The sequence below is a fragment of the Pseudarthrobacter sp. J47 genome (assembly GCF_049810315.1).
Taxonomy (GTDB): Bacteria; Actinomycetota; Actinomycetes; order Actinomycetales; family Micrococcaceae; genus Arthrobacter.
In genome coordinates, this window is record NZ_CP187358.1 from 1579964 (window position 1) to 1605163 (window position 25200).

The 25200-nt window shown below is 64.7% G+C and carries 23 protein-coding genes; 13 read left to right on the forward strand and 10 right to left on the reverse strand.

Going from position 1 to position 25200, the window contains the following annotated elements:
- The first annotated feature begins 32 nt into the window (after window positions 1–32).
- From lspA to dnaE, 3 genes are read left to right on the forward strand one after another with little or no spacing between them, the layout of a single operon-like run.
- Window positions 33–632 carry a signal peptidase II gene (gene lspA, locus ACPJW8_RS07065; protein WP_425256431.1) on the forward strand — a complete coding sequence of 200 codons (600 nt, stop codon included), beginning with the start codon at window positions 33–35 and terminating at the stop codon, window positions 630–632.
- Window positions 625–1551, forward strand: a complete 927-nt coding sequence (locus ACPJW8_RS07070) for an RluA family pseudouridine synthase (RefSeq protein ID WP_330188650.1) — start codon at window positions 625–627, stop codon at window positions 1549–1551. Before lspA ends, ACPJW8_RS07070 begins: the two co-directional genes overlap by 8 nt.
- A 47-nt stretch (window positions 1552–1598) precedes the next feature.
- Entirely contained in the window at window positions 1599–5156 is a 3558-nt protein-coding gene (gene dnaE, locus ACPJW8_RS07075) for a DNA polymerase III subunit alpha (protein WP_330188649.1), read from the forward strand.
- On the opposite strand, the gene ACPJW8_RS07080 is transcribed toward dnaE, so the two are convergent.
- Window positions 5153–5623, reverse strand: a complete 471-nt coding sequence (locus ACPJW8_RS07080) for a flavin reductase family protein (RefSeq protein WP_330188704.1) — start codon at window positions 5621–5623, stop codon at window positions 5153–5155. The two genes, dnaE and ACPJW8_RS07080, sit on opposite strands and share 4 nt — an antisense overlap.
- A 176-nt stretch (window positions 5624–5799) precedes the next feature.
- On the opposite strand from ACPJW8_RS07080, the gene ACPJW8_RS07085 reads away from it, so the two are divergent.
- The 3 genes from ACPJW8_RS07085 (at window position 5800) to nrdR (ending at window position 8357) form a co-directional block, all read left to right on the forward strand.
- Entirely contained in the window at window positions 5800–6345 is a 546-nt protein-coding gene (locus ACPJW8_RS07085) for a hypothetical protein (protein WP_330188648.1), read from the forward strand.
- A gap of 10 nt (window positions 6346–6355) precedes the next feature.
- Complete coding sequence (gene hisD / locus ACPJW8_RS07090) at window positions 6356–7729, forward strand: histidinol dehydrogenase (RefSeq protein WP_330188647.1); 1374 nt, start codon at window positions 6356–6358, stop codon at window positions 7727–7729.
- Window positions 7730–7859: 130 nt separating this feature from the next.
- Window positions 7860–8357, forward strand: a complete 498-nt coding sequence (nrdR, locus tag ACPJW8_RS07095) for a transcriptional regulator NrdR (RefSeq protein WP_330188646.1) — start codon at window positions 7860–7862, stop codon at window positions 8355–8357.
- 60 nt (window positions 8358–8417) lie between these two features.
- Here nrdR and ACPJW8_RS07100 read toward each other — a convergent pair whose 3' ends face one another.
- The 3 genes from ACPJW8_RS07100 to map form a co-directional block, all read right to left on the reverse strand.
- Window positions 8418–9182: an SDR family oxidoreductase gene (locus ACPJW8_RS07100; protein ID WP_330188645.1), complete on the reverse strand. Its 765-nt coding sequence runs from the start codon at window positions 9180–9182 to the stop codon at window positions 8418–8420.
- Window positions 9179–9982, reverse strand: a complete 804-nt coding sequence (gene ppgK / locus ACPJW8_RS07105; protein WP_330188644.1) for a polyphosphate--glucose phosphotransferase — start codon at window positions 9980–9982, stop codon at window positions 9179–9181. The genes ACPJW8_RS07100 and ppgK overlap by 4 nt, the downstream gene beginning before the upstream one ends.
- A 109-nt stretch (window positions 9983–10091) precedes the next feature.
- Window positions 10092–10970: a type I methionyl aminopeptidase gene (gene map / locus ACPJW8_RS07110; protein ID WP_330188643.1), complete on the reverse strand. Its 879-nt coding sequence runs from the start codon at window positions 10968–10970 to the stop codon at window positions 10092–10094.
- Between the two features lie 50 nt (window positions 10971–11020).
- Here map and ACPJW8_RS07115 point away from each other — a divergent pair, with 50 nt between their 5' ends.
- Window positions 11021–11188 carry an SPOR domain-containing protein gene (locus ACPJW8_RS07115; RefSeq protein ID WP_330188642.1) on the forward strand — a complete coding sequence of 56 codons (168 nt, stop codon included), beginning with the start codon at window positions 11021–11023 and terminating at the stop codon, window positions 11186–11188.
- 63 nt (window positions 11189–11251) lie between these two features.
- On the opposite strand, the gene panB is transcribed toward ACPJW8_RS07115, so the two are convergent.
- Window positions 11252–12133 carry a 3-methyl-2-oxobutanoate hydroxymethyltransferase gene (gene panB, locus ACPJW8_RS07120; RefSeq protein ID WP_330188641.1) on the reverse strand — a complete coding sequence of 294 codons (882 nt, stop codon included), beginning with the start codon at window positions 12131–12133 and terminating at the stop codon, window positions 11252–11254.
- Window positions 12134–12275: 142 nt separating this feature from the next.
- On the opposite strand from panB, the gene glnA (ACPJW8_RS07125) reads away from it, so the two are divergent.
- From glnA (ACPJW8_RS07125) to ACPJW8_RS07140, 4 genes are read left to right on the forward strand one after another with little or no spacing between them, the layout of a single operon-like run.
- The gene (gene glnA / locus ACPJW8_RS07125) at window positions 12276–13616 is read left to right on the forward strand and encodes a type I glutamate--ammonia ligase (protein WP_330188640.1); all 1341 of its coding nucleotides are present in this window, start codon (window positions 12276–12278) and stop codon (window positions 13614–13616) included.
- A gap of 9 nt (window positions 13617–13625) precedes the next feature.
- Window positions 13626–16637 carry a bifunctional [glutamine synthetase] adenylyltransferase/[glutamine synthetase]-adenylyl-L-tyrosine phosphorylase gene (locus tag ACPJW8_RS07130; RefSeq protein WP_330188639.1) on the forward strand — a complete coding sequence of 1004 codons (3012 nt, stop codon included), beginning with the start codon at window positions 13626–13628 and terminating at the stop codon, window positions 16635–16637.
- Between the two features lie 39 nt (window positions 16638–16676).
- Window positions 16677–17096, forward strand: coding sequence for a VOC family protein (locus ACPJW8_RS07135; protein WP_330188638.1), 420 nt, complete (start codon window positions 16677–16679; stop codon window positions 17094–17096).
- Window positions 17097–17135: 39 nt separating this feature from the next.
- A complete protein-coding gene (locus ACPJW8_RS07140; protein ID WP_330188637.1) occupies window positions 17136–17651 on the forward strand; it encodes a GNAT family N-acetyltransferase in 516 nt (171 codons plus the stop codon).
- A gap of 97 nt (window positions 17652–17748) precedes the next feature.
- On the opposite strand, the gene glnA (ACPJW8_RS07145) is transcribed toward ACPJW8_RS07140, so the two are convergent.
- The gene (gene glnA / locus ACPJW8_RS07145) at window positions 17749–19173 is read right to left on the reverse strand and encodes a type I glutamate--ammonia ligase (protein ID WP_013600678.1); all 1425 of its coding nucleotides are present in this window, start codon (window positions 19171–19173) and stop codon (window positions 17749–17751) included.
- Between the two features lie 258 nt (window positions 19174–19431).
- On the opposite strand from glnA (ACPJW8_RS07145), the gene ACPJW8_RS07150 reads away from it, so the two are divergent.
- On the forward strand, window positions 19432–19869 hold the full coding sequence (locus ACPJW8_RS07150) for an RDD family protein (protein ID WP_330188636.1): 438 nt from the start codon (window positions 19432–19434) through the stop codon (window positions 19867–19869).
- 137 nt (window positions 19870–20006) lie between these two features.
- Here ACPJW8_RS07150 and ACPJW8_RS07155 read toward each other — a convergent pair whose 3' ends face one another.
- From ACPJW8_RS07155 to lipB, 3 genes are all read right to left on the reverse strand, one after another.
- Window positions 20007–20759, reverse strand: coding sequence for a DUF4191 domain-containing protein (locus ACPJW8_RS07155; protein ID WP_330188635.1), 753 nt, complete (start codon window positions 20757–20759; stop codon window positions 20007–20009).
- An 88-nt stretch (window positions 20760–20847) separates the two neighbouring features.
- On the reverse strand, window positions 20848–21855 hold the full coding sequence (lipA, locus tag ACPJW8_RS07160) for a lipoyl synthase (RefSeq protein ID WP_330188634.1): 1008 nt from the start codon (window positions 21853–21855) through the stop codon (window positions 20848–20850).
- A complete protein-coding gene (gene lipB, locus ACPJW8_RS07165; RefSeq protein WP_330188633.1) occupies window positions 21852–22520 on the reverse strand; it encodes a lipoyl(octanoyl) transferase LipB in 669 nt (222 codons plus the stop codon). Before lipB ends, lipA begins: the two co-directional genes overlap by 4 nt.
- A gap of 122 nt (window positions 22521–22642) precedes the next feature.
- On the opposite strand from lipB, the gene ACPJW8_RS07170 reads away from it, so the two are divergent.
- Window positions 22643–24286, forward strand: a complete 1644-nt coding sequence (locus tag ACPJW8_RS07170; RefSeq protein ID WP_330188632.1) for a serine/threonine-protein kinase — start codon at window positions 22643–22645, stop codon at window positions 24284–24286.
- 4 nt (window positions 24287–24290) lie between these two features.
- On the opposite strand, the gene ACPJW8_RS07175 is transcribed toward ACPJW8_RS07170, so the two are convergent.
- Window positions 24291–25193 carry a TIGR01777 family oxidoreductase gene (locus ACPJW8_RS07175; RefSeq protein ID WP_330188631.1) on the reverse strand — a complete coding sequence of 301 codons (903 nt, stop codon included), beginning with the start codon at window positions 25191–25193 and terminating at the stop codon, window positions 24291–24293.
- Window positions 25194–25200: the final 7 nt, after the last annotated feature.

A 25200-nucleotide genomic window follows, 5' to 3' on the forward strand; every position in this document is an offset into this window, starting at 1 on the left:
CGCCCCGCAGTTCCCGCACGAATGAAAGCACCATGACAGACGACACCCCATCACCTTCCGCCGCTCCAAGGCCCCAGCGGAAGGTCCTGGTCAGCCTTTTTGCAGGGTTTGCCGTCTTCGCTTACGTCTTTGATCAGCTCACCAAGCTGTGGGTGACAGCAAACATGGTCGAAGGCCAGCAGATTCCGGTCCTGCCTCCGTTGCTGCACTGGTATTTCATCCGCAACTCCGGGGCGGCTTTCTCCATTGGCGAGAACATCACCTGGGTTTTCTCCCTGGTGATGGCAGCCGTTTCCGTAGCCATCCTCTTCCAGGTCCGGAAACTCGGTTCCAAATGGTGGGCGCTGTCCCTTGGGCTGCTGCTTGGCGGTGCGCTGGGCAACCTCACGGACCGCCTGTTCCGTGAGCCGTCCTTCGGCATGGGGCACGTGGTGGACTTCATCCAGCTGCCTAACTTCGCCATCTTCAATATCGCCGATTCCGCGGTGGTTTCAGCAGTCGTCATCATCTGCCTCCTGACCCTGAAGGGAATCCCGCTGGACGGCATCCGGCACGAAGCAGGAACTGACGCCGGCAAGGGTTCGGGACCTGACGCGGGCGCCGGTTCCGCCAAGGATTCCGGCCATGAGTGAGGAATATGTGGTCGACGCCGGCCACGCCGGGCTGCGTGCCGATGCCGGCGTCGCAGGCCTGCTGGGGATCTCCCGTTCGGCAGCCGCGGTCCTCCTGGCCGAGGGAAACGTCCTGCAGGCCGGCAAGCCGGTGGGGAAGTCCGTCCGGCTTCCTGAGGGAGCCGTACTGAAAATCACCATTCCGGAACGCCGGGACCCGCTGGATGTTGTGGAGGAAGTTGTGGAAGGTCTGAACGTCCTGCTCGATGACGAGGACTTTGTGGTCATCGACAAGCCGGTGGGCGTCGCCGCGCATCCCTCGCCGGGCTGGGTTGGGCCCACGGTGGTGGGCGGCCTGGCCGGCCTGGGCTACCGCATTTCAACCTCCGGCGCCTCGGAGCGCGCCGGAATTGTGCACCGGCTCGACGTCGGCACTTCCGGGGTGATGGTGGTGGCCAAGACCGAACATGCCTACACCGTCCTGAAGCGGGCATTTAAGGATCGCACCGTTGAGAAGGTTTACCACGCCGTGGTCCAGGGCCTCCCGGATCCGCTCGAGGGAACGATTGACGCGCCCATCGGACGCCACCCGGGCCACGACTGGCGCTTCGCCGTGATCGAGGACGGCCGCCCGTCGGTGACCCACTACGAGGTCCTTGAAGCCTTCGGCAAGGCAACGCTGGTGGAAGTGCACCTGGAAACAGGCCGCACGCACCAGATCCGCGTCCACTTTTCGGCACTGCGGCACCCCTGCGCAGGGGACCTGACCTACGGAGCAGACCCGCGCCTCGCCGCAACCCTGGGCCTGACCCGGCAGTGGCTGCATGCCCGCAGCCTCACTTTCGCCCACCCCCGCAGCGGCGAGCCGGTTGAGGTCACCAGCGATTATCCGGCTGACCTTCGGTACGCCCTTGAGGTGCTGGAAAGCGGCAAGGCTTAGCTGCGCGCCCAACCTCAGGGCCCGGCCAACGACGGTAGACTGTCCCGGTGACTTCCAGCAATGCCTCGTTCGTCCATCTCCACAACCACACCGAATACTCCATGCTGGACGGCGCCGCCCGGCTGGGGGAGCTGTTCAACGAGACCGAACGCCTGGGCATGCCCGCGCTGGCAACCACGGACCACGGGTACCTGTTCGGCGCCTTTGATTTCTGGAAGCGCGCCACGGACCAGGGCATCAAGCCGATTATCGGCGTCGAGGCCTACGTCACTCCCGGAACCGCGCGGACGGACAAGAGCCGTGTCCGCTGGGGCGACGAAAGCCAGCGCAAGGACGACATCTCCGGTGGTGGTTCCTACACCCACATGACGCTGCTCAGCTACAACAACGCCGGTATGCGCAACCTGTTCCGGGCATCTTCCATCGCCTCCCTGGACGCAGTCTTCGGCAAGTGGCCACGGCTGGACAGGGAGTTGCTGAACACTTACTCCGAAGGCCTGATCGCCACCACCGGCTGCCCTTCCGGCGAAATCCAGACCCGACTGCGACTGGGCCAGTACAGGGAGGCGCTGGAGGCGGCATCCGAATTCCGCGACATCTTCGGTGCGGAGAACTACTTCTGCGAGCTGATGGACCACGGCCTGGACATCGAGCGCCGCGTCACGGGGGACCTCCTCCGGCTGGCCAAGGAACTGAACCTGCCGCTGGTGGCCACCAATGACCTCCACTACACCCATGAGCATGACGCCAAGGCCCACGAGGCACTGTTGGCCATCCAGTCCGGCTCCACGCTCCTGGAACCCAGCTACGACAACGGAGGCTCCAGGTTCGCGTTCTCAGGCAGCGGCTATTACCTGAAGTCGCCGCAGGAGATGCGCGAACTCTTCCGCGACCACCCGGACGCCTGCGACAACACCCTGCTGATCGCTGAACGCTGCGAAGTTTCCTTCAACACCGGCGCCAACTACATGCCCCGCTTCCCCTGCCCGCCGGGAGAGGATGAAACTTCCTGGCTGGTCAAGGAAGTGGCCAGGGGCCTGGAGGCCCGCTACCCCGGAGGCATCCCGGACAAGGTCCGCAAGCAGGCCGACTACGAGCTCGACGTCATTACCTCAATGGGCTTCCCCGGGTACTTCCTGGTGGTGGCCGACTTCATCAACTGGTCCAAGAACAACGGCATCCGGGTTGGTCCGGGCCGTGGTTCCGGTGCCGGTTCCATGGTGGCCTACGCCATGCGCATTACGGACCTGGATCCCCTGGAACACGGCCTCATCTTTGAACGGTTCCTGAACCCGGACCGTGTTTCCATGCCCGACTTCGACGTCGACTTCGATGACCGGCGGCGTTCCGAAGTCATTGACTACGTGACCCGCAAATACGGTGACGAGCGCGTGGCCATGATTGTCACCTACGGCACCATCAAGACCAAGCAGGCGCTGAAGGACTCCTCCCGCGTGCTGGGTTACCCGTTCAGCATGGGCGAGCAGCTCACCAAGGCCCTGCCCCCTGCGGTGATGGCCAAGGACATTCCGCTGGCAGACATCCAGAACCCGGACTCCAAGCGGTACAGCGAAGCCGGTGATTTCCGCCAGCTGATCGCTACTGATCCGGAGGCCGCCAAGGTCTTCGAAACGGCGCTCGGCATTGAAGGCCTGAAGCGGCAATGGGGCGTGCACGCCGCCGGCGTCATCATGTCCTCGGATCCGATCATCGACGTCATTCCGATCATGCGCCGTATCCAGGACGGCCAGGTGATCACGCAGTTCGATTACCCCACGTGTGAAGGCCTTGGCCTGATCAAGATGGACTTCCTGGGCCTGCGGAACCTGACCATCATTTCCGATGCCCTGGAAAACATTAAGCTCAACCGCGGCCACGAGCTGGACCTGGACTCGCTGGCCCTGGATGACGCAGCGTCCTACGAACTGCTGGCCCGGGGCGACACCCTTGGCGTGTTCCAGCTCGACGGCGGGCCCATGCGTTCGCTGCTGAAGCTGATGAAGCCTGACAACTTCGAAGACATCTCCGCTGTGCTGGCGCTGTACCGCCCGGGTCCCATGGGCGCCAACGCACACACCGACTATGCGCTGCGCAAGAACGGCATCCAGGAAGTCGTCCCGATCCACCCCGAGCTCAAGGAGCCGCTGGCGGAGATCCTGGGCGGCACCTACGGCCTGATCGTGTACCAGGAGCAGGTTATGGCCGTGGCGCAGAAGCTGGCCGGCTATTCGTTGGGCCAGGCAGACATCCTGCGCCGTGCCATGGGTAAAAAGAAGAAATCTGAGCTGGACAAGCAGTTCGCGGGCTTCTCCCAGGGCATGCAGGACAACGGCTATTCCATGGAAGCGGTCAAGACGCTGTGGGACATCCTGCTGCCCTTCTCCGACTACGCCTTCAATAAGGCGCACTCCGCGGCGTATGGCGTGATCTCCTACTGGACCGCGTACCTGAAGGCCCACTACGCGCCTGAATACATGGCCGCCCTGCTCACCTCGGTTGGTGACGACAAGGACAAATCGGCGATCTACCTCAACGAGTGCCGCCGTATGGGCATCACGGTGCTGCCTCCGGACGTCAACGACTCATCGCTGAACTTCACCCCGGTGGGCAATGACATCCGCTTCGGCATGGGTGCCATCCGCAACGTGGGCGTCAACGTGGTGGAAGCCATGGTCTCCGCCCGCGAAAGCGAGGGTGCCTATACTTCCTTCAAGGACTTCCTGATGAAGGTCCCTGCCGTGGTCTGCAACAAGCGGACCATTGAGTCCCTGATCAAGGCCGGGGCCTTCGATTCCCTGAACCACCACCGCCGGTCCCTGGTGATGATCCATGAAGAAGCCATCGACTCCGTGATCACCCTCAAGCGGAATGAAGCCATTGGGCAGTTCGACCTGTTCGCAGGCTTTGACGAAACCGAGTCCCAGGCATCCCTGAGCATCGAGATCCCGGACCTTCCGGAGTGGGAGAAGAAGGACAAGCTGTCCTTCGAGAGGGACATGCTGGGCCTGTACGTCTCAGACCACCCGCTGCAGGGCCTGGAGGGTGTGCTGAGCCAGCACGCGGACCAGTCCATCACCTCATTGATTGCCGACGACGGCCCGCACGACGGTGCCATCGTTACCATTTCGGGAATGATCACCTCACTGAGCCGCAGGATTGCCAAGGCCAGCGGAAATGCCTACGCTCGGGCCGAGATCGAGGATCTGGGCGGCTCGATCGAGGTAATGTTCTTCGGCCAGGTGTACGGCCCCATCGCTTCTGTCCTGGCTGAGGACCTGATTGTTGTGGTCAAGGGCCGCCTGCAGCGCCGCGACGATGGCGCCGTCACCCTGAACTGCATGGAACTCTCAGTCCCTGACCTGACCGAGGGCGCCAACGGGCCGGTGGTCATCACCATGCCCACGCATAAGGCCACCGAGCTGGTGGTGACAGAACTGGGCGACGTGCTTAGGAACCACCGCGGGAACTCCGAGGTGCGGCTGCACCTGGCGGGGGATTCGAAGATTGAAGTGATGGCCCTGCCGGTCCACTTGCGGGTGAACCCCACGCCGTCGCTGTTCGGTGACCTGAAGGTGCTGCTCGGTCCGGCCTGCCTGGACAGCTAGATCTCGTAGTCCAGGGGCACGGGCTGGCTGTAGGCGCCTGAGTGGTACAGCAGCGGCGATCCGTTGCCGCCCACTTCGCCGTCGACTACTTCGACCACCACCACTGCGTTGTTTTCGAAGGACAGCCGCATTTGGACCTTGCCCACCAGCCAACCGGCCACGTCCTTCAGGATGGGCACACCGTGCGGGCCCTCTGCCCAGTGATCGCCCTCAAACCGGTTCCGCGTCCGGGCGAAACGGTCTGCAAGTTCCCTGTTTTCCAGGCCAAGCATGTGGACGCCGATGTACGCCGAGTTGGCTACGGCAGGCCATGAGCTGGAGCTTCGCGCCATGTTGAACGTAAAGCGGGGCGGCTCAGCTGACAGGGACGCCACCGAGGTTGCGGTAAAGCCAAAGGGGTGGCCGTTGAAGTTAACCGTGATGATCGCGACGCCCGCGGCATGGCGGCGGAACATCTCCTTGAACATCAGCTCGTAGGCTTGCTTTTCTGGCACCACTGCTTGAACTCCCTGCATATCTAACCCCACTAATAAGTCTGGCACTAAGACTATGGCCCGCTGAAGGCCCCGGAGTATTTGGTTACCTGCAGGGTCCCCGGGGGAACGAACGTGCTGGTTCGTTAACGTTTGTTAAGGTTTGTTGCATGACACAGCTCCACAACGCACAGGACGCAGGGCACACTCCACCGGGGACCGGGAGCACACCCCGGCTTTCGTGGCGCTGGCTGGCCTGGTCCGCCATCGCAGGCCTTCCCTTGGGTGCGGCGTGGTGGGTGCTGGCCCCGGCCGGGTTGAACCTGCTCACGGGTGATCCCGGCCTGGCAACCGGGCTGGACACCAGTGCATGGCTGCCCCGGGACCTGACGCTGGCCGGTCTTTTCCTCTTCGCCGGCTGCCTGTCCGGCGTTCTGCTGACGGGCCGGATGGCGAATTTCAGCCAGCTGAAGTTCGCGCTGGCGCTGGCCGGCGGACTGCTGGGTTCAGTTATTGCCTGGCGGGCCGGCATTTTTGCGGCCACCGTGTGGGGCGAACCCGTGGACGCGTCCGCAAACGCCAGCATTGCCTTCTCCCTGCGGTCATTGCCGGTGCTCCTGGTGTGGCCCGCGGCCACCGCCGCCGCAACCTTCGTAATGAGCCTGCTGAGCCTCTTCCGGGTCACCGACACCATGGACGCCGCGGCTGACGGGTAAAATGGACCGGGTGAGCCTTTCTTCTGATGTTTCCGCCGCCCGGCCCGAATCCACCCTCGCTTTCCGCACCGTAGATCTGCGGGGCAGGCAGCTTGGGCTGGCAGAAATGCGTACCGCCGTTCCCCGGGTCCGGCAGGAAACCACTGCAGAGGCCGAGGAGTCCGTACAGGCCATCATCTCCACCGTCCGGACGCAGGGGCTGTCCGGGCTGCGCGGCCTGGCCCGGACGTTCGACGGCGTTGAGCAGCAGCACCCGCGCGTCCCGGAAGCAGCACTCGCGGAAGCCCTGGCCACCGTTTCAACGGACGTCCGGGAAGCCCTCGAAGAGTCCATCCGCAGGGCCCGGTCCTTCGCCGACCAGCAGCGGCCCCGGAACGTGGACGTGGAATTCGGCGAGGGCGCCGTGGTGAGCCAGAACTGGGTTCCGGTGTCGCGCGTGGGTCTCTACGTTCCCGGCGGACTGGCTCCCTTGGCATCCTCGGTGGTCATGAACGTTGTCCCGGCACTGGCCGCCGGAGTGCCCTCCATCGCGCTGGCGTCACCTCCCCAGAAGGATTTCGGCGGCCTTCCGCACCCAACGATCCTCGCAGCGGCGCAGCTGCTGGGAATCAAGGAGGTTTATGCCATTGGCGGAGCCCAGGCCATCGCCTCCTTCGCTTACGGCGTCCCGGCTGACGCGTCAGGTCCGGGCATTGAGCCCGTTGACGTGGTGACCGGTCCTGGAAACATTTTCGTTGCCACTGCAAAGCGCCTGGTCAAGGGCGTTGTGGGAATCGACTCGGAGGCCGGGACCACCGAGATCGCCATCCTTGCCGACTCCGGCGCACGTCCGGACCTGGTGGCAGCGGACCTCATCAGCCAGGCCGAGCACGATCCCGGTGCTGCATCCGTCCTGATCACCGACTCCGAAGACCTCGCTGCAGCGGTCCGGGTTGAACTGGAGAAGCAGGCAAACGCCACGCGCCATGCCGACCGTGTCCGCACCGCCCTCTCAGGTGCCCAGTCCGGCGTCGTCCTCGTTGACAGCCTGGACCAGGGGATCGCTGCCTGCGATGCCTATGCTGCTGAGCACCTGGAGATCATGACCGCTGGCGCGCCGGCCGTGGCAGCCCGGATCCGGAATGCCGGGGCGATCTTCGTCGGTGAATACAGCCCCGTCAGCCTGGGGGACTACTGCGCGGGCTCCAACCACGTGCTGCCCACCAGCGGGACGGCAGCGTTTTCCTCCGGGCTGAACGTCACCACGTTCCTGCGCGCCATCCAGGTGGTCAACTACAGCCAGGATGCACTGCGGAAGGTCAGCGGCCACATCGTCAGCCTGGCCCAGGCGGAAGGACTTCCTGCCCACGGCGACGCCGTCACTGTCCGCTTCGGTGACCACTGACGGTAGGCGCGCCAGCAGGGTGATTGCCCGCCGCAACTACTACATGTAGTAATTACAGGATTGTTATTCCGCAAGATGTAGCTGTAAAATGGCATCTGCAAAGCCAGCTATCCGGAACGGGGAACCACGCATGTACTGTCCCTTCTGCCGTAATCCCGATTCCCGGGTGGTGGACAGCCGGATGGCTGATGACGGCTCTTCCATCCGCAGGCGCAGGCAGTGCCCGGAGTGCGGGCGCCGGTTCACCACCGTGGAAACCACCAGCCTCTCGGTCATCAAGCGCTCAGGCGTCGGGGAGCCGTTCAGCCGCAGCAAAGTCATCAACGGCGTGCGCAAGGCCTGCCAGGGCCGCCCGGTCAGCGAAGATGACCTGGCTCTGCTGGCACAGGAGGTTGAGGAAAACATCCGGGCTTCCGGCGCTGCGGAAATCGACGCCCACGAGGTGGGCCTCGTAATCCTCGGCCCGCTGCAGAAGCTGGACAAAGTGGCGTACCTTCGTTTCGCCAGCGTGTACCAGGCCTTCGAATCCCTTGAGGACTTCGAAACCGCCATTGCCATCCTGCGCCACGAGTCCGAGGCTGAGGCAGGCTCCGCAGACGCGCGGAACGCCGAGAAGAGCGCCCTCTAAAGCTCCGGTGGCGGCAGCGGAGGGGAAGCCGCAGCCGCCACCGGCAACAGCCGGAAGCCGTCAGCGTCCGCCGGAAACCGGCAAGACCGCCCCGGTAATGTAACTGGCCTCTTCTGACATCAGCCACATTACGGCCGCAGCAACTTCATCAGGTTCGGCTCCGCGGCCCATGGGGATCGTCGGGTTGAGCCGTTCCACCCGGTCCGGCATGCCTGCCGCCGCGTGCAGGCCGGTGTTGGTGCTGCCCGGTGCTACGGCGTTGACCCGGATGCCCTGTTGGGCCACCTCTGCAGCCAGCCCCACCGTCAGGACGTCCACTGCTCCCTTGGACGCTGCGTAGTGCACCCACGTCCCGGGCGACCCGGCCTTGGTTGCGGTGGAGGAGATGTTGATGATGGATCCTCCGTGGCCGCCACGATCGGTACTGAGCCGCCGCACGGCCTCCTGGCACATGTAGGCCAGCCCGGCCACGTTGACGTCCAGGACACGCTGGACGGTGGCCGCCGGAACATCCACCAGCGGGCCGATCAGGTTGCCTGTAATGCCTGCGTTATTGACGACGGCGGCGATCCTGCCCAGCGACTCGGCGCGGTTGAAGAGGTCCTTCACTGCTGCCGGGTCGCTGACGTCAGCATGGACGGCTACGGCAGTGCCGCCGTCGTTGTTGATTCCATCCGCTACGGAAAGCGCACCTTCGGAGTCGGCGGAGTAGTTGACCACCACTGCGTGGCCGGCCTTCGCGGCGCGTGCGGCAATGGCGGCACCAATGCCACGGCTGGCGCCCGTCACGATGGTGACGGGCTTCAGCGGTACTGTCGGGGTCATTTCCTGAGCTTGTGCTTGACGGCGATCTCCAGGGCCGCGCCAACAATCCCGGCCTCGTTCTTCAGTTCGGCGGGAACGATCGGCGTCCGGAGCTTGAGGTTGGGCAGGTATTCATCCGCGCGCTTGGAGATTCCGCCGCCCACAATAAAGAGCTCAGGAGAGAAGAGGAACTCCACGTGGGAGAAATACCGCTGCAGCAGGACGCTGTATTCATCCCAGGACAGGCCGTCGCGTTCGCGTGCCACAGCCGAAGCCTTGGTCTCGGCGTCGAAACCGTCGATCTCCAGGTGCCCCAGTTCAGCGTTGGGTACCAGGCGGCCGTCGAAGATGAACGCCGAACCGATTCCGGTACCCAGTGTGATCACCAGGACGGTACCATCAACACCCTTGCCCGCGCCATACCGGGCCTCGGCAAGGCCGGCGGCATCGGCGTCGTTGATCACTTCAACAGGGCGGCCCAGGCGTTCGGTGAGGAGCGCGTCGATGTCCGTGTTCATCCAGGTCTTGTCCACGTTCGCCGCGGACAGGACCACGCCGTGCTGGATGATGCCCGGGAAGGTCACGCCGATGGGGGCGCTGGGATCCGGCGCGTCAGCGCGCAGGGAGAGCTCGGCCACCACCTGCGCCACAACCTCCGCGACCGCCGCCGGTGTAGCAGGCTGGGGTGTGGGGACGCGGAAACGCTCGCCCAGCAGCTTGCCCTTCTTGAGGTCGACGATGCCGCCCTTGATGCCCGTGCCGCCGATGTCGATGCCGATCAGCGGAGAGTTCTTGTGGGACTTTTCATCCTTCTTGGCCAATGTGTTTCCGTTCGTGGCAGGGCGGGCAGGGCGGTGGTGCTGAAGTTACTGGTGGTGCTGAGTTGCTGGCGGTGCTGGGGGGTCCCGGTGCTGGAAGGTCCCGGTACGCTCAGGGCAGTGTCAGGATTTCGGCGCCGGATTCGGTGACCAGCAGCGTGTGCTCGAACTGCGCGGTCCTCTTGCGGTCCTTGGTGACGACTGTCCAGTCGTCCGGCCACATATCCCACTCGATGGTTCCGAGCGTCAGCATGGGTTCAATGGTAAACACCATCCCCGTCTGGATCACGGTGTTGTAGGCCGGTGCGGCGTCATAATGCGGAATGATGAGGCCCGTGTGGAAGGCCTCGCCCACGCCGTGGCCAGTGAAGTCGCGCACCACTCCATAGCCGAACCGTTTGGCATAGGACTCGATCGCTCGGCCGATGACGTTGATCTCCCGGCCCGGGGCAACAGCCTTGATGGCCCGGTTCAGGGACTCGCGGGTACGCTCCACCAGCAGAGTGGATTCCTCGTCAACGTCTCCCACCAGGAACGTGTAGTTCGTATCGCCGTGGACGCCGTTGATAAAGGCGGTGATGTCGATGTTGATGATGTCGCCATCCTGGACCACCGTGGAGTCAGGGATGCCGTGGCAGATGACTTCGTTGAGCGAGGAGCACAGGGATTTGGGGAAACCCCGGTAACCCAGCGTGGAGGGGTAGGCGTTATGGTCCAGGAGGAACTCGTGGCCCACTCGATCCAGGGCGTCGGTGGTGACACCCGGTTCGATGTGCTTGCCAACCTCGACGATGGCCTGCGCCGCGATCCTGCTGGCGATCCGGATCTTTTCGATCGTCTCTGCCGACTTCACCTCGGACCCGGTGAACTTGGCAGGCGCAGGCTTGCCCACATACTCGGGCCGGGGGATGGACGCCGGCACCGCCAGCTGGGGGCTCACGGTCCCGCGGGTCAGCGTGCCGAGGGGTGCGGTCGAGGCAAGGGAAGGCATAGATTGATCATATAAGGCGGCGCGTAACACCTATAACTGAAGGCAGAGCAATGACTGAGTACTGGTACAACGTCAACACCCATGAAGTCGAAGAAGACGCCCTGTCCGACTGGAGCCAGCTGATCGGGCCCTACAAAACGCGGGAAGAAGCCGAGCACGCACTCGAAAAGGTGCGTGCCCGGAACGAGGCCTGGGACAAGCAGGACGAGGACGACTGAGCGGAGCCGGTGCCACCCGGCTGCTGCTCTGGTCCGCAGTCGGGGGAGGTTGGTTGGTTCCGCCTAGAACGAGTGTTCCGGGCCGGGGAACTGACCGGAACGGACGTCCTCGGCGTAAGCAGCGGCAGCATCCTTGAGCGTGGAACGGATGTCCGCGTACTGCTTGACGAATTTCGCCATTTTTCCTCCCCGCAGGCCAGCCATGTCCTGCCACACCAGGACCTGGCCAGTGGTTGCGTTGCCCGCACCGATGCCCACCGTGGGGACCCGGACGGCGGCGTCGACGGCGGCAGCCGCCTCTGCGGGGACCATTTCCATCAGCACGCTGAAGGCGCCGGCCTCAGCCAGGGCGACGGCGTCGTCAATGAGCCGCTGGGCGTCATCGCCGCGGCCCTGGACCCGGTAGCCACCGAGGGAATGCTCACTTTGCGGCGTGAAGCCGATGTGGGCCATCACCGGGATGCCGGCCTGCACCATTGCCCGGACAGTTTCCGCGTAGAACCTGCCGCCTTCGATCTTGACGGCATGCGCCAGGCCTTCCTTGAGGAAGCGTACGCCGGTTGCCACCGCCTGCTGCGGTGAAACCTCATAGCTGCCGAAGGGAAGATCGGCCACAATCAGCGCCCGGTGGGCGGATCGCGCCACGGCCCTGCACAAGGGGAGCAGCTCGTCCACGGTGACGGGGAGGCTGGTTTCGTTGCCGTAGACATTGTTGGATGCCGAATCGCCCACCAGCAGGACTTCAACGCCTGCCTCGTCGAAGATTTCTGCCGTGTACTGCTCATAGGCTGTCAGCATGGCAAAACGGGTGCCGTTGTCCTTGGCCTGCTGGAGGTGGTGGGTGCGCACCCTGGCCACCGGTTTCGGCGCAGCAGCCGGGCCGTTTCCATACGGCGCGGGGACGCCGGACGCGGCGCTGGACTCAGGATTCTGGGGTGTGGGCATGGCAAGATCTTAATGCATGCCCACAATTGGGCCGGTTGTGCCCGCATGAGCGCAGATTGGTTAGTAAAGTGATGCGTGAACTGCTGCCGGCTTTTTCCGTGACGGACCCCGGGGCAAGACTGTAGACGCGAGAGAGGCCACCATGGACCGCCAGCAAGAGTTTGTTCTGCGCACAATCGAAGAGCGTGACGTTCGCTTTGTCCGTCTGTGGTTCACCGACGTCGTTGGCTCCCTCAAGTCGGTGGCCCTGGCCCCGGCCGAGGTGGAAGGTGCCTTTGAAGAGGGCCTGGGCTTTGACGGCTCGGCCATCGAAGGCCTGGCCCGCGTTTTCGAGTCGGACATGCTAGCCCAGCCTGATCCGGCCACCTTCCAGATCCTCCCGTGGCGCGGCGAGACTGAGCAGACCTCCCGCATGTTCTGCGACATCCTGACGCCGGACGGCGAGCCCTCGGCCGCTGACCCCCGCAACGTCCTAAAGCGCACCCTGGCCAAGGCCGCGGACATGGGATTCACCTGCTACACCCACCCGGAAATCGAGTTCTACCTCCTGAAGTCCCAGCAGCCCGGTCCGGATGGCTCGCCCATTCCCGTGGATGAAGGAGGATACTTCGACCACGTGCCCGGCGGTGTGGCCCAGGACTTCCGGCGCACGGCGGTGACCATGCTCGAATCGGTCGGCATCTCGGTGGAGTTCAGCCACCATGAAGCTGGACCGGGCCAGAACGAGATTGACCTGCGTTACGCCGATGCCCTCCAGACGGCTGACAACATCATGACGTTCCGCACGGTCATCAAGGAAGTGGCCCTCCAGCAGGGCACCTACGCCACGTTTATGCCCAAGCCGTTCACTGCCCACCCGGGGTCCGGCATGCACACGCACTTCTCGCTCTTTGAAGGCGACACCAACGCGTTTTACGAGGCCGGCGCCGAGTACCAGCTGTCCAAGACCGCCAAGCAGTTCATCGCCGGTGTCCTCAAGCACGCGCCTGAGTTCACAGCCGTCACCAACCAGTTCGTCAACTCCTACAAGCGCCTCTGGGGCGGTGGCGAGGCACCCAGCTACCTCAGCTGGGGCCACAACAACCGTTCCGCGCTGGTCCGCGTGCCGTTGTACAAGCCCGGCAAGGGACAGTCCGCCCGCATCGAATACCGCGGCATCGACTCCGCGGCCAATCCGTACCTGGCCTACGCGGTCCTGCTGGGTGCAGGCCTGAAGGGCATCGAAGAAGGCTACGAACTGCCCGCCGCCGCCGAGGATGACGTCTGGTCGCTGAGCTCTGCAGAGCGCCGGGCCATGGGCCATGATCCCCTGCCCGCCAGCCTGCATGACGCCATCCGAGCCATGGAGGATTCGGAACTGATGCCGCTCATCCTGGGCGAGCAGGTGTTCGAGCACTTCCTGCGCAACAAGCGTGCCGAGTGGCAGGACTACCGGCTCCAGGTCACGCCCTACGAGCTGCAGCGCAACCTCGGCATCCTGTAAGCCGCCGCCGTGAGTCTTGCTCGGCGCCTGATCGCCACCGGTTTCAGCGATCTGGAAAAGGGCGAACGCTTCCTGGCAGCCCGTGAACTTGAGGGGCTGGACCAGGACCGGCTGTTCGGTGGCCTGCACATGGCCGCCAACCCGGATGCTGCCCTGCAGTCGCTGGTCCGCCTGATCGAGAAGCATCCTGCCTTGCGGGAGCTGGCTGTGGCGGATCCAGAGCGGAGCGAGCCTCTCTACCGGGTGCTTGGTGCGTCCGAGGCTCTGGGGGAGTTCCTCATCCGGCACCCGGAGCACCTGGCGGCGTTTGATGTCCGTCCCAGCCCGGAACCAGTGGCCGCGGACCCGGAGCATCTGCGGACCGTGCTGCTCAGGTCGGTTCAGGCCGATCCCCGGTCCCCGCGGCCCGTTGCCGCGTTAACGGGTCCAGATGCCTATGCCGCCTTACGGACCGCCTACCGCCGTGGTGTGGTGGACCTGGCGGTGAAGGACCTGTGTGCGGCCGATCCGCTGGACTTCTTGCCCGTGGCAGGCGCCGAACTGGCGGACCTTGCCGGAGCGGCCATCGAAGCTGCCCTTGCCGTGGCGCGTGCCGAAGCTGCCGAGCAGCTGGGCGCGGAGGATGTTGCCGCCGTCGGCCTTGCCGTGATTGGCATGGGCAAATGCGGCGCCCGGGAGCTGAACTATATTTCCGACGTCGACGTCATCTATGTTATTGACGACGGCGGCCTGGACGATGCACGAGCCGCCACCATTGGTACTGCCCTGGCAAGCGGGATCTCCCGGGCCATCTCGGCAGTGGGGCGGGAGCCGGGCCTCTGGGAGGTGGACGCCAACCTCCGTCCCGAAGGGAAATCCGGCCCGCTGGTGCGGACCCTGGCTTCCCACCAGAGCTACTACGCACGCTGGGCGGAAAGCTGGGAGTTCCAGGCGCTCCTCAAGGCCCGGGTGATCGCCGGAGATGCCGCGCTGGGAAAGCGTTATGAGGAAGCCGTTGCTCCACTGATCTGGAGCTCGGCAGGCCGCGACGGGTTTGTTGAGTCCGTCCAGGCCATGCGCCGCCGCGTCACCGAACATATCCCCGCCGCAGAGGAGCAGCGGCAGATCAAACTGGGCCGCGGAGGATTGCGGGACGTCGAGTTCACCGTCCAGCTGCTGCAGCTGGTGCACGGCAAATCGGACGAATCGATCCGGGTCCGCGACACCACCTCTGCCATCGCCGCGCTCTCGGCAGGCGGTTACATCGGCCGGGCAGACGCCAACAATTTCGACAGGGCCTACCGGTACCTGAGGCTCCTTGAACACCGGATCCAGCTGTTCCAGCTGCGCCGGACACACTTGATGCCCGTCCGCGAAGACGCCCTTCGCGCGCTGGCCAAAGCCGTTCTGGGGCCCTTCTCCAACGAACGCCCGCACCCGGATGCCCTGATGGCCGCCTGGCAGAAAACCAAGCGCTCCGTGCGGGAACTGCACGAACGCATCTTCTACCGGCCGCTGCTGAACACGGCAGCCAAGCTCAGCACCGAGGATGCGCGGCTGAGCCCCGAGGCCGCGGAGGGCCGGCTCGCCGCACTGGGCTACCGGGATCCACAGGGGGCCATGCGCCACATCCAGGCCCTGACCAGTGGCGTCAGCCGGCGGGCAGCCCTGCAGCGGCAGCTGTTGCCGGTCCTGCTGGACTGGCTTGCCGAGGGCGTGGACCCCGACGCCGGACTGCTGGGCTTCCGCCGCGTCAGCGAAACCCTGGGGACCACCCACTGGTATTTGGGGCTGCTCAGGGATTCCTCCGCCGCGGCGGAACGGCTCTGCCACGTGCTGTCCAACTCGCGCCTTATCGCTGACCTTCTGGAGGTTTCGCCGGAGTCCGTGGCATGGCTGGGCTCGAACAAGGACCTGGCACCCGTCAGCTACGAGGCGCAGTGGCAGGAAATCACAGCCAAGATGGCCAGGCACTCCGATCCGGAGAGTGCCATGCGCCTGATCCGGCTGATCAGGCGCCGCGAAATCCTCCGTACGGCCATCGCCGATTCCGCCGGGCTCCTGGACCAGGACCAGGTAGGCGCGGCGCTCTCTGACGCGGACCGGGCAGCTGTCCTGGGTGCACTCCGGGTGGCCGAAACGGTCGTGTCGGCCCGGGAGCCGCTGAAGACCTCCGTTGTGGTGGTGGCCATGGGCCGGCAGGGCGGCCGGGAGATCGGCTACGGCTCTGACGCTGACGTCATCTACGTCCACTCCGCCCTGCCTGGCTTCAGCGAGGACGAAGCGCAACAGCAGGCGCTGCGGATCGTGGGAAAGCTCTCCAGCCTCCTGACCCAGCCGCTCAAGCCGGCCATCCAGGCGGAACGAGTGCTGCAGGTGGACGCGGACCTCCGTCCCGAAGGCAAGAATGGCGCCATGGTCCGATCCCTGGACTCGTTCGCCGAATACTACCGGCGATGGTCACTGATCTGGGAAGCCCAGGCACTGCTGCGGGCACGCCCCATGGCCGGCGACGACGCCCTGGCACAGGCTTTCATCGACGTCATCAACCCCATCCGCTACCCGGAATCCGTCAGTGACCAGGACGTCCGGGAAATCCGGCGGGTCAAGGCCCGGGTGGAGGCCGAGCGGCTGCCCCGCGGCGCTGATCCGGCACGGCACGTAAAGCTTGGGCGTGGCGGCCTGAGCGACGTCGAATGGCTGGTCCAGCTGCTTCAGCTCCAGCATGCAGCGAGGCACCCCGAGCTCCAGACGACGTCCACGGTCCACGCGTTGTCCGCAGCCGCGGCCCTGGGACTGCTGGAGCCGGAAGAAGCGGGGCTGCTGACCACCGCCTGGCGGCTGGCAAGCCGCATCAGGTCCGCGAATGTCATCTGGACGGGACGGGCCTCTGACCTGCTCCCATCCTCACGCCGCGACCTGGAGGCTGTGGCCCGTTGGTGCGGCTACGAGCCAGGGCAGGCAGCCGCCCTGGAGGAGGACTACCTGCGGATCAGCAGGCGCGCCCGGGGGGTCTTCGAGAAGGTGTTTTACGGCCAGTAGCTGCAGACAGCCGGAGGGCCCGGTGCTACTTTAGGCACCATGGCCAAACAACTGTACGTAAACCTGCCCGTTAAGGACCTGCCGCGAAGCGTTGATTTCTTTACAGCCTTGGGGTTCAGCTTCAATCCCGACTACACGGATGAGAACGCCACCTGCATGATCGTCAACGACGATGCCTTCGTGATGCTCCTGGTGGAGCCGTTCTTCGCATCGTTCCTTCCCTCTGACGCAACACCCGGCTCAGGCAACGGCGTGATTATGTCCTACTCCGTTGACAGCCGGGAAGCGGTGGATGACACAGTCCGCAAGGCTCTGGCCGCCGGCGGCTCCCAGTCCCAGGAAGCTAAGGACTACGGCTTTATGTACAGCCACAGCTTCCGGGATCCGGATGGCCACGTGTGGGAAGTCATGTGGCTGGATCCGGCGGGGGCGCCAGCCGATATGCCCGCGCCCCAGTAGGCGGCAGGAGCAGCGGCCCTGCAGGCTTAGGCTGGAACGATGGATTCCACCGCCTGGCTTATTCCCCTTAAGGACCTCGATCCCGATGCCCGGGCCATCCATCTTGGTGCTGTCGCGGAACTGGAACTGGCTCCCGGGCAAACAGACTTCGTCGGAGACCCGTTGCGGATGGTCATGGCAGCCCTCGAAGACGGGACACGCCATCCGCACGTGATCGAAGGTGGAGGGTCCGCCGTCGGGGTACTGACCCTCCAACGCGGTGCCGCCACCCTGGCCGGCTGGACGGATGACGACACCGCATGGCTGCTGCGCGGCTTCCTGATCGACCGGCGCATGCAGGGCAAGGGGTTGGGCGCCGCAGCGGCAATGGCCGCCGTGGCCACGGCGCGGAAGCTCACCCTGCGATCAGGCAGCGGTGAACTGGGCGTGGTGCTGTCAGTCAATTCACGGAACACCGCGGGAATGAGCGCGTATCTGCGGGCCGGTTTTGCAGACGTCGGGGAGTACCTGGGCGGCCGGGCCGGTCCCCAGCGCATTATGTACCAGCAGTTCTGAACCCCGTGGGGCCCGGTTAACAAAAGAAGGGCTGCTCCCGGCACATGCCGGGAGCAGCCCTTACTTGTGGCTGAACGTTGTTCAGGCCGACTGTTGACTAGACGCCGTAGTAGAGCTCAAACTCGTACGGGTTCGGGCGCAGGGACAGCGGGCGGATCTCGTTCTCGTACTTGTACTCGATCCAGGTGTCGATCAGGTCCTGGGTGAAGACGCCACCGGCCTGTAGGAACTCGTTGTCCTCGCGCAGTGCCTCAAGTGCCTCTTCCAGCGTGCCCGGAGCCTTGGGGATGTCCTTGGCTTCCTCGGCGGGGAGCTCGTAGAGGTCCTTGTCGATCGGAGCCGGCGGTTCGATGCGGTTGCGGATGCCGTCAATGCCGGCCATCAGCTGGGCAGCGAAAGCCAGGTACGGGTTGGAGGAGGGGTCAGGTGCGCGGAATTCGATGCGCTTGGCCTTCGGGTTGGAACCGGTGATCGGGATACGGATACCGGCGGAGCGGTTGCCCTGCGAGTACACCATGTTGACCGGAGCTTCGAAGCCCTTGACCAGGCGGCGGTAGGAGTTCACCGTCGGGTTGGTGAAGGCAAGTACGGCGGACGCGTGCTTCAGCAGGCCACCGATGTACCAGCGGGCGGTGTCGGACAGGCCGGCGTAGCCCTTCTCGTCGTAGAACAGCGGCTCGCCACCGTTCCACAGCGACTGGTGGCAGTGCATGCCCGAGCCGTTGTCGCCAAAGACCGGCTTCGGCATGAAGGTCACGGACTTGCCCCAGGCGTCAGCAGTGTTCTTGATGACGTACTTGAACTTCTGCAGGTCATCGGCAGCGTGGGTCAGCGTGGTGAACTTGTAGTTGATCTCAGCCTGGCCGGCGGAGCCAACCTCGTGGTGGCTGCGCTCGACCTCAAGGCCCGCTTCGTCCAGGGCAACACACATGGCGTCACGGAGATCGGCCTGCTTGTCAGTGGGGGAGACCGGGAAGTAACCGCCCTTGACGGGGGTCTTGTAACCGAGGTTTCCGCCTTCTTCTTCGCGGCCGGTGTTCCAGTGCGCTTCTTCGGAATCGATCTTGTAGAAGCTGCCCTGCGGCGAGGACTGGTACTGCACGTTGTCGAACACGAAGAACTCGGCTTCGGGAGCGAAGAACGCGGTGTCTGCGATGCCGGTGGAGGCGAGGTAGGCCTCAGCCTTCTCGGCAACGCCGCGGGGATCACGGTGGTACGGGTCACCGGTGCGCGGGTTGACGATCGAGAAGTTCAGCGCGAGGGTCTTCTCCATGCGGAAGGTGTCCAGGAATGCCGTGGTGACATCCGGGATCAGCTGCATGTCGGACTCGGCGATGCCCTGGAAGCCGCGGATGGAGGAGCCGTCGAAGAGCTGACCGTTAATGAAGAAGTCGGCGTCAACGCTCTTGGCGGGCACGTTGAAGTGCTGCTGGACGCCCGGGAGGTCGGTGAAGCGGATATCGACGAACTTAATATCTTCGTCCTTGATGAACTTGAGGACTTCGTCCGCAGTCTTGAACATCTATGCTCCTTACGCATATTTAATCTCTGGCTGATAGCCAACTGGCCCAGCGCAATCCGAAAACCGGGAAAAATGATAGCGTCCGGTCATCTGGCCGCTTGCAACTTGTACCACCCTAGGGAAATGGGATTTCCCGTCCATGTCCGTATTGTTTCGGGGAGGTTACAGAATGCCTTGGTATGAAACCGTACCCGGTGTCCACAGTGTGGTCTAACGGCTTCCACAGTATGAACGGTGGTGAGTCGCTAAGCTTATACGGTGGTAGATCGTAAGGACGTAGGGTCCTGGCTCAGTGGACCGGACACGTCCGGCATTTCCAAGTATCCCGGTGAACGGCTGGGGCTCCCGGAGTCCGGCCCGGGCTCCATTGCCAGGGCAGGGCGCCGGATCATTGCGCTCCTGATCGACTGGGGCATCGCAATGCTGATCAGCAACTTCGCCTTCGGCGGCGACTCGTGGGCCACGCTGGCGGTGTTCGCCGTGGAGCAGACCCTCCTGGTGGGCACCCTGGGCTACAGCATTGGCCACAGGATTGCCGGCATCCATGTTGTGCGTGCCGGCGGTGGCGCGCCGGGTCCTTTGGCAGGCCTGGTGAGGGCACTCCTTATTTGCCTGGTGATCCCTGCAGTTATTACGGACCCCGATCACCGTGGCCTGCATGACAAAGCCATGAACACTTTGCTGCTGCGGCGCTGACTTCCTGCAACACTGACATTTGAGCCGCCCGCAGAGGGAAGCGAAACAACAAGAAAACCGCCCTGGAAGCCGGCTTGATGCCGGTATCCAGGGCGGTTTTCTTTGGCCTGTGCGGCCGTCAAGCAGGGGCCGCAGGATCAGCGTCCGCGGTTGGGGCGGGCCTTGTACGGATCGATGCCCTTGGGGATGGGAAGCCGGGTCCCCAGGGAGGCGATGCGCTTGGAAACGGTGCTAACCTCGAGCTTGGTGAGCTCCTTCTTCAGCTTGCCCATCTTCTTGGCCACATCGCTGATGGGTACCTGGCCTTCGCCGCGGCCGCTTTCGATGATGTGGATGGTGACGTTGGGCAGGATCCGTGAGAGGCGCTTGCGCTCGGCATCCAGAAGGGGGCGGACACGGTGCGTGGGGCCTTCGCTGACCAGTACAACGCCGGGGCGTCCTATGGCACGGAAGACGGCGTCCTGGGTGCGCGGGTTAACGGCAACCGGCTGTTCCTCGGTGATCCAGCCGCGGCGGAGGGTGCCCAGAGCGGCACCGGACGCACCTGGCTGGCCCTCAATGCGTGCAAAGGCGGCACGTTCAGCGCGCCGCGAGAGGATCAGGGTGGCCCCCAGCAAGCCCAGCGGAATGGAGATCAGCAGGCCCGTAACCCAGTTTTCCAGCAGCAGGCCGACTACCAGGCCAATGGCAACGATGCCCAGGAATACCAGCAGCATCAGCCACGGAACCATGGGATCGTGCCGGCGGGTCATTTGGAAGACCTCGCCGATCTGCTTCAGCCTGCTCGGCTTCTTGACCTTCGCCTCTTTGGGCTTGCGCGAAAACAGGCCGCGCTTGGTTTTTTCGGCAGGCGCGGACGCGCTGCTGCTGGAATCAGGGGATTTAGCCATAGTTCCTTAATTCTACGTGATTTACGGCATGGGGCCGGACGCCGGAGACCCGGCGCCCGGCCCCATGCCGTGCAGGTGGCGGCAGTGCCTAGTGGTGGGCCGCGATCAGCGAGCTTGCTTCCTGACGGGTGCTGCCTGAGCTTTCGATGTGGGCCAGCTGGGCCGGGATTTCCCAGCCCTTCTTGCGCATGGCGGTGGCCCACAGGCGCCCGGCCCGGTAGGACGAGCGCACCAGCGGTCCACTCATCACGCCGAGGAAGCCGATCTCATCTGCCTCTTCCTGGAGATCCACGAACTCCTGCGGCTTGACCCAGCGGTCCACGGGGAGGTGGCGTTCGGACGGGCGGAGGTACTGGGTGATGGTGATCAGGTCACACCCGGCCTCGTGCAGGTCCCGCAGGGCCTCGGAGATCTCTTCACGGGTTTCGCCCATGCCCAGGATCAGGTTGGACTTGGTGACCATGCCCAGGTTCCGGCCCTGGGTAATGACGTCAAGGGACCGCTCGTACCGGAACGCCGGACGGATCCTCTTGAAAATCCGGGGAACAGTCTCGACGTTGTGGGCGAACACCTCAGGCTTGGAGTCGCAGATCGCCTCGATGTGCTCGGGCTTGCCGGAAAAGTCCGGGATCAGGAGTTCGACGCCGGTACCCGGGTTCAGCTCGTGGATCTTCCGGACCGTCTCGGCGTACAGCCATACGCCCTCGTCAGCGAGGTCGTCGCGGGCCACGCCCGTGACCGTGGCGTAGCGCAGCTGCATCGCCTGGACCGAACGGGCAACCTTGGTGGGCTCAAACATGTCCACGGGTGAGGGCTTGCCGGTATCGATCTGGCAGAAATCACAGCGGCGCGTGCACTCGGAGCCGCCGATCAGGAAGGTGGCTTCCTTGTCCTCCCAGCATTCGAAGATGTTGGGGCAGCCGGCCTCCTCACACACCGTGTGGAGGCCCTCCTTCTTGACCAGGTTCTTCAGGTTCACGAACTCCGGGCCCATCTGGACCTTCGCCTTGATCCACTCCGGTTTCCGCTCCACCGGGACGGCCGCATTCCGCTGCTCGATCCGCAGCATTTTCCGGCCTTCGGGTGCCAGTGTCACAGCAGTGCTCCTTCGTAGGTGGCGACTAGGGCGTCTTCGTTCTTGCGCAGTTCCTCGGTGATCCGGGCAACGAGGTCCGCCGGAGCCACATTGCGGCCGGTTTCCTGCGAAATGGTGGTCACGCCGGCGTCGGTAATGCCGCAAGCGATGATCTGGGCATATGGTGCGAGGTCGTTGTTGCAGTTGATGGCAAAGCCGTGCATGGTGACGCCTTCGGAGACGCGGATCCCGATGGCTGCAATCTTGCGGGCGGGCCCGCGTTCATCGGCATTGATCCACACACCGGCACGGCCCTTGATGCGTTCGGCAACAATGCCGTAGTCCGCCAGTACGGCAATCATGACGGCCTCGAGCCGTTCGACATAGTCGCGGATGCCTGCCGGGTTCTTGAGTTTGATGACCGGATAGCCCACCAGCTGCCCCGGGCCGTGCCAGGTGAGCTTGCCGCCGCGGTCTACGGCGACCACCGGCGTTCCGTCGAAGGGCCGTTCATGGTCCTCGGTACGTTTACCTGCCGTATAGACGGCAGCATGTTCCAGATACAGGACAGTACTGGGTGCCTTGCCTGCGACCACGGCGTTGTGAAGTTCGCGCTGGATGTCCCAGGCACGCGTGTAGTCGACGTAATCGGGGGCAAGACCCAGCTGTTGAAACTCGAGAGTCATGCCCACCAGCTTAGTCCTCGGCCGCCGTCGTACGGGCTTTAGTGGCGAAGGTCGCATTCATGACCGAAGGGGCCTGTGGATAACTTCTGCGGGTGCCTGCCCTTTTCCGGTAGTTGTTAACCATGAACAACGGCGGATCCCAGCAGACCACCCCACCCCAGGTGCCCGGATTCAGCGTGGGCAGGGAGCTGGGCCGCGGCGGCAGCGCCGATGTCTGGCTGGTTGAAGCGGAGAGGACCGGCGGACGGTTCGCGCTGAAGTGCTTCCACACCCCGGTGGCCGAGGAGGATGTTCGCCGCGAACTGCGGATCCTGTCCGTCCTTGACCACCAGCACCTGGTGAAAGCCCACGACGCCGTCCGGGCCGGTGGGGAGGGCAATCCCCGCCTTGGCATCCTGCTGGACTTCGCCGCCGGAGGATCGCTGGCGCAACTGATTGCAGCGAGGGGGAGGCTCACGGTGGGCGAAACAGTCACCGTCCTCACTCCGTTGGCGCAGGCACTGTCCTACCTGCACGCCAAGGGCTTCACCCATGCTGATGTTTCGCCAGGCAACGTCCTTTTCACGGCAGAGGGTAAACCGCTGCTGGCCGACGTCGGGATTGCCCGGATGGTGGGCGATCCCGCCGCCGCGGAGCGTGCCGGAACACCCGGCTTCTGCGACCCGGCCCCCGTTGACACAGTCCGGATGGGCCTCCAGCCCGAACGGGACCTGTATTCCCTGGCTGCAGTGGGCTGGTTCTGCCTGACGGGTGAAACCCCGCCGCCCACGCCGGACCGCCCTCCACTGCCGCTGATATTTCCGGACGTTCCACCGGCCCTGGCCGCGGCACTGGAGTCCGCGCTCCATGAGGACCGGCGGCAGCGGCCCACCGCAGCGGAATTCGCCACTGCCGTCTACCGCAGCGCGGCTCCTGCCGCCGTCGGACTGTCCACCTCCGTCCATCCCAGTGTGATTCCGGAGCTCCTGACCCGGCGGCGCCTCCCGGAGACGGCTCCGGACAGCCTGCGGGGAAGGCTGCAGGCGTGGCGACGCCGGCTGGTCACGCTCCGGATGCCCGGAACCTCCGCGAAGACCAGGCGTGCGGAGGACCCCGCAGATGCCCCGGACGGTGCACCCGGCCCTGGCCGTCGCTCTGTCGCAACCAATACGGGGTCCCGCAGGAGCAGGCCCCGCATGGCCCGTCTTCTCGGAGTGCCGGCGTTCCTGGCGCTGCTGGCAGCTGCTGCGCTCTTCTGGGGGCAGGCGCTGGTTCCCCATGAGAATGCGGCGAACCTTCCTGATCCTGTGTCTGCCGCTTCGCCGGGAGCCACACCTGCAGCGGGCTCCGGGGGAGAAGAGCAAGGAAGCGGTATTCCTGCCGGCGTGGAGGCCCAGCTCGCCGCGGAGGACCCCGCCGTCGCTGTCCTGGGTCTGGCCTGGCTGCGGTCAGAGGCCTTCCGGACAGGTAACGCGGAACTGCTGGGCCAGGTGAATGTTGCAGGCTCGGCGGCCGCCGACGCTGATGCCCGGATCATGGCCGGACTCCAGGATTCCGGCCGCGTGCTGGGAGGTTTCGCCATGGAGCTGCGGGCCATTGATGTCCAGCCCGGTGGCACGGATCTCCGCAGCCTGGTGGGCGTGGACTCCGCGGCCACCGCCTACCGTGAGGTGTCGGCGTCAGGGGAGCAACTGGCTGAACGCGCTGCGGCTCCGGCCCAGAGACTCGTGGTGGAACTGCACAGGGACGGCGGACGCTGGCGGATCTCGGACATCCTTCAGGGCTGAAGCGTCAGCGGCCCCGGATCCCTGCCGCAACCCATCCGGCAGCGGAATCCATCGTTGGGTGCTGCCAGGTGAACCCGAGCCCGGCCAGGACTGCGGGTTCCATCCGTTGGCTTGCCAGCAGCAGCTCATCGGCCAGTCCGTCCATCACCAGCTTCAGCACAAACCCGGGCACGCGGGCGGCCGTGGGCCTGTGCAGCGCCTGTCCCAGGTGGTGGACCAGCGTGTTAACGTCCGCCGGTTCAGGGCCGCACACGTTGACCGCCCCCTCGGCATCGGCGTGCAGGAGGAAGGCAAAAGCCGAAGTGAGGTCCGGCACGGTGATCCATGGCCAGTACTGCCGGCCATTGCCCAACGGTCCGCCCAGGCCAACCCGCAGCAACGGAAGAAGCCTCGCCAGGGCGCCGCCGGTGGGACTGAGCACCACGCCAGTGCGTGGTGTGAGCACCCGGACGCCCGGGGGAGCCTCGTGTGCCGCAGCTTCCCACTCCTCACACAGTCCGGCCAGGAAACCGTCGCCTTTCGGGTGTTCCTCGCGGACGACGGCGGCGCCGGCGTCGCCGTAATACCCGGACGCGGACTGGCTGATGAACACCGGTGGCGGAACGTCCATCCGGGACATGGCGCCGGTCAGGGTCCTGGTGGACCCGATCCTGGAGCTGACCAGTTCCGCCTTGCGCTTACGCGTCCACGGACGGTCGCCGATGCCGGCGCCGGACAGGTTGATGATGGCATCTGCCGACGCGAGGGCTTGCGGATCAAGCTGCCGGCGCAGGGGGTCCCATTGGATTTCCGCCGGTGAAGCAGGGGCGCGGCGGACGAGCGCGGTCACGGTGTTACCTGCTTCCCGCAGGGTCCGCGAGAGTTCTGTGCCGATAAAGCCGGACGCCCCTGAGATGACAATGTGCATGATCCAT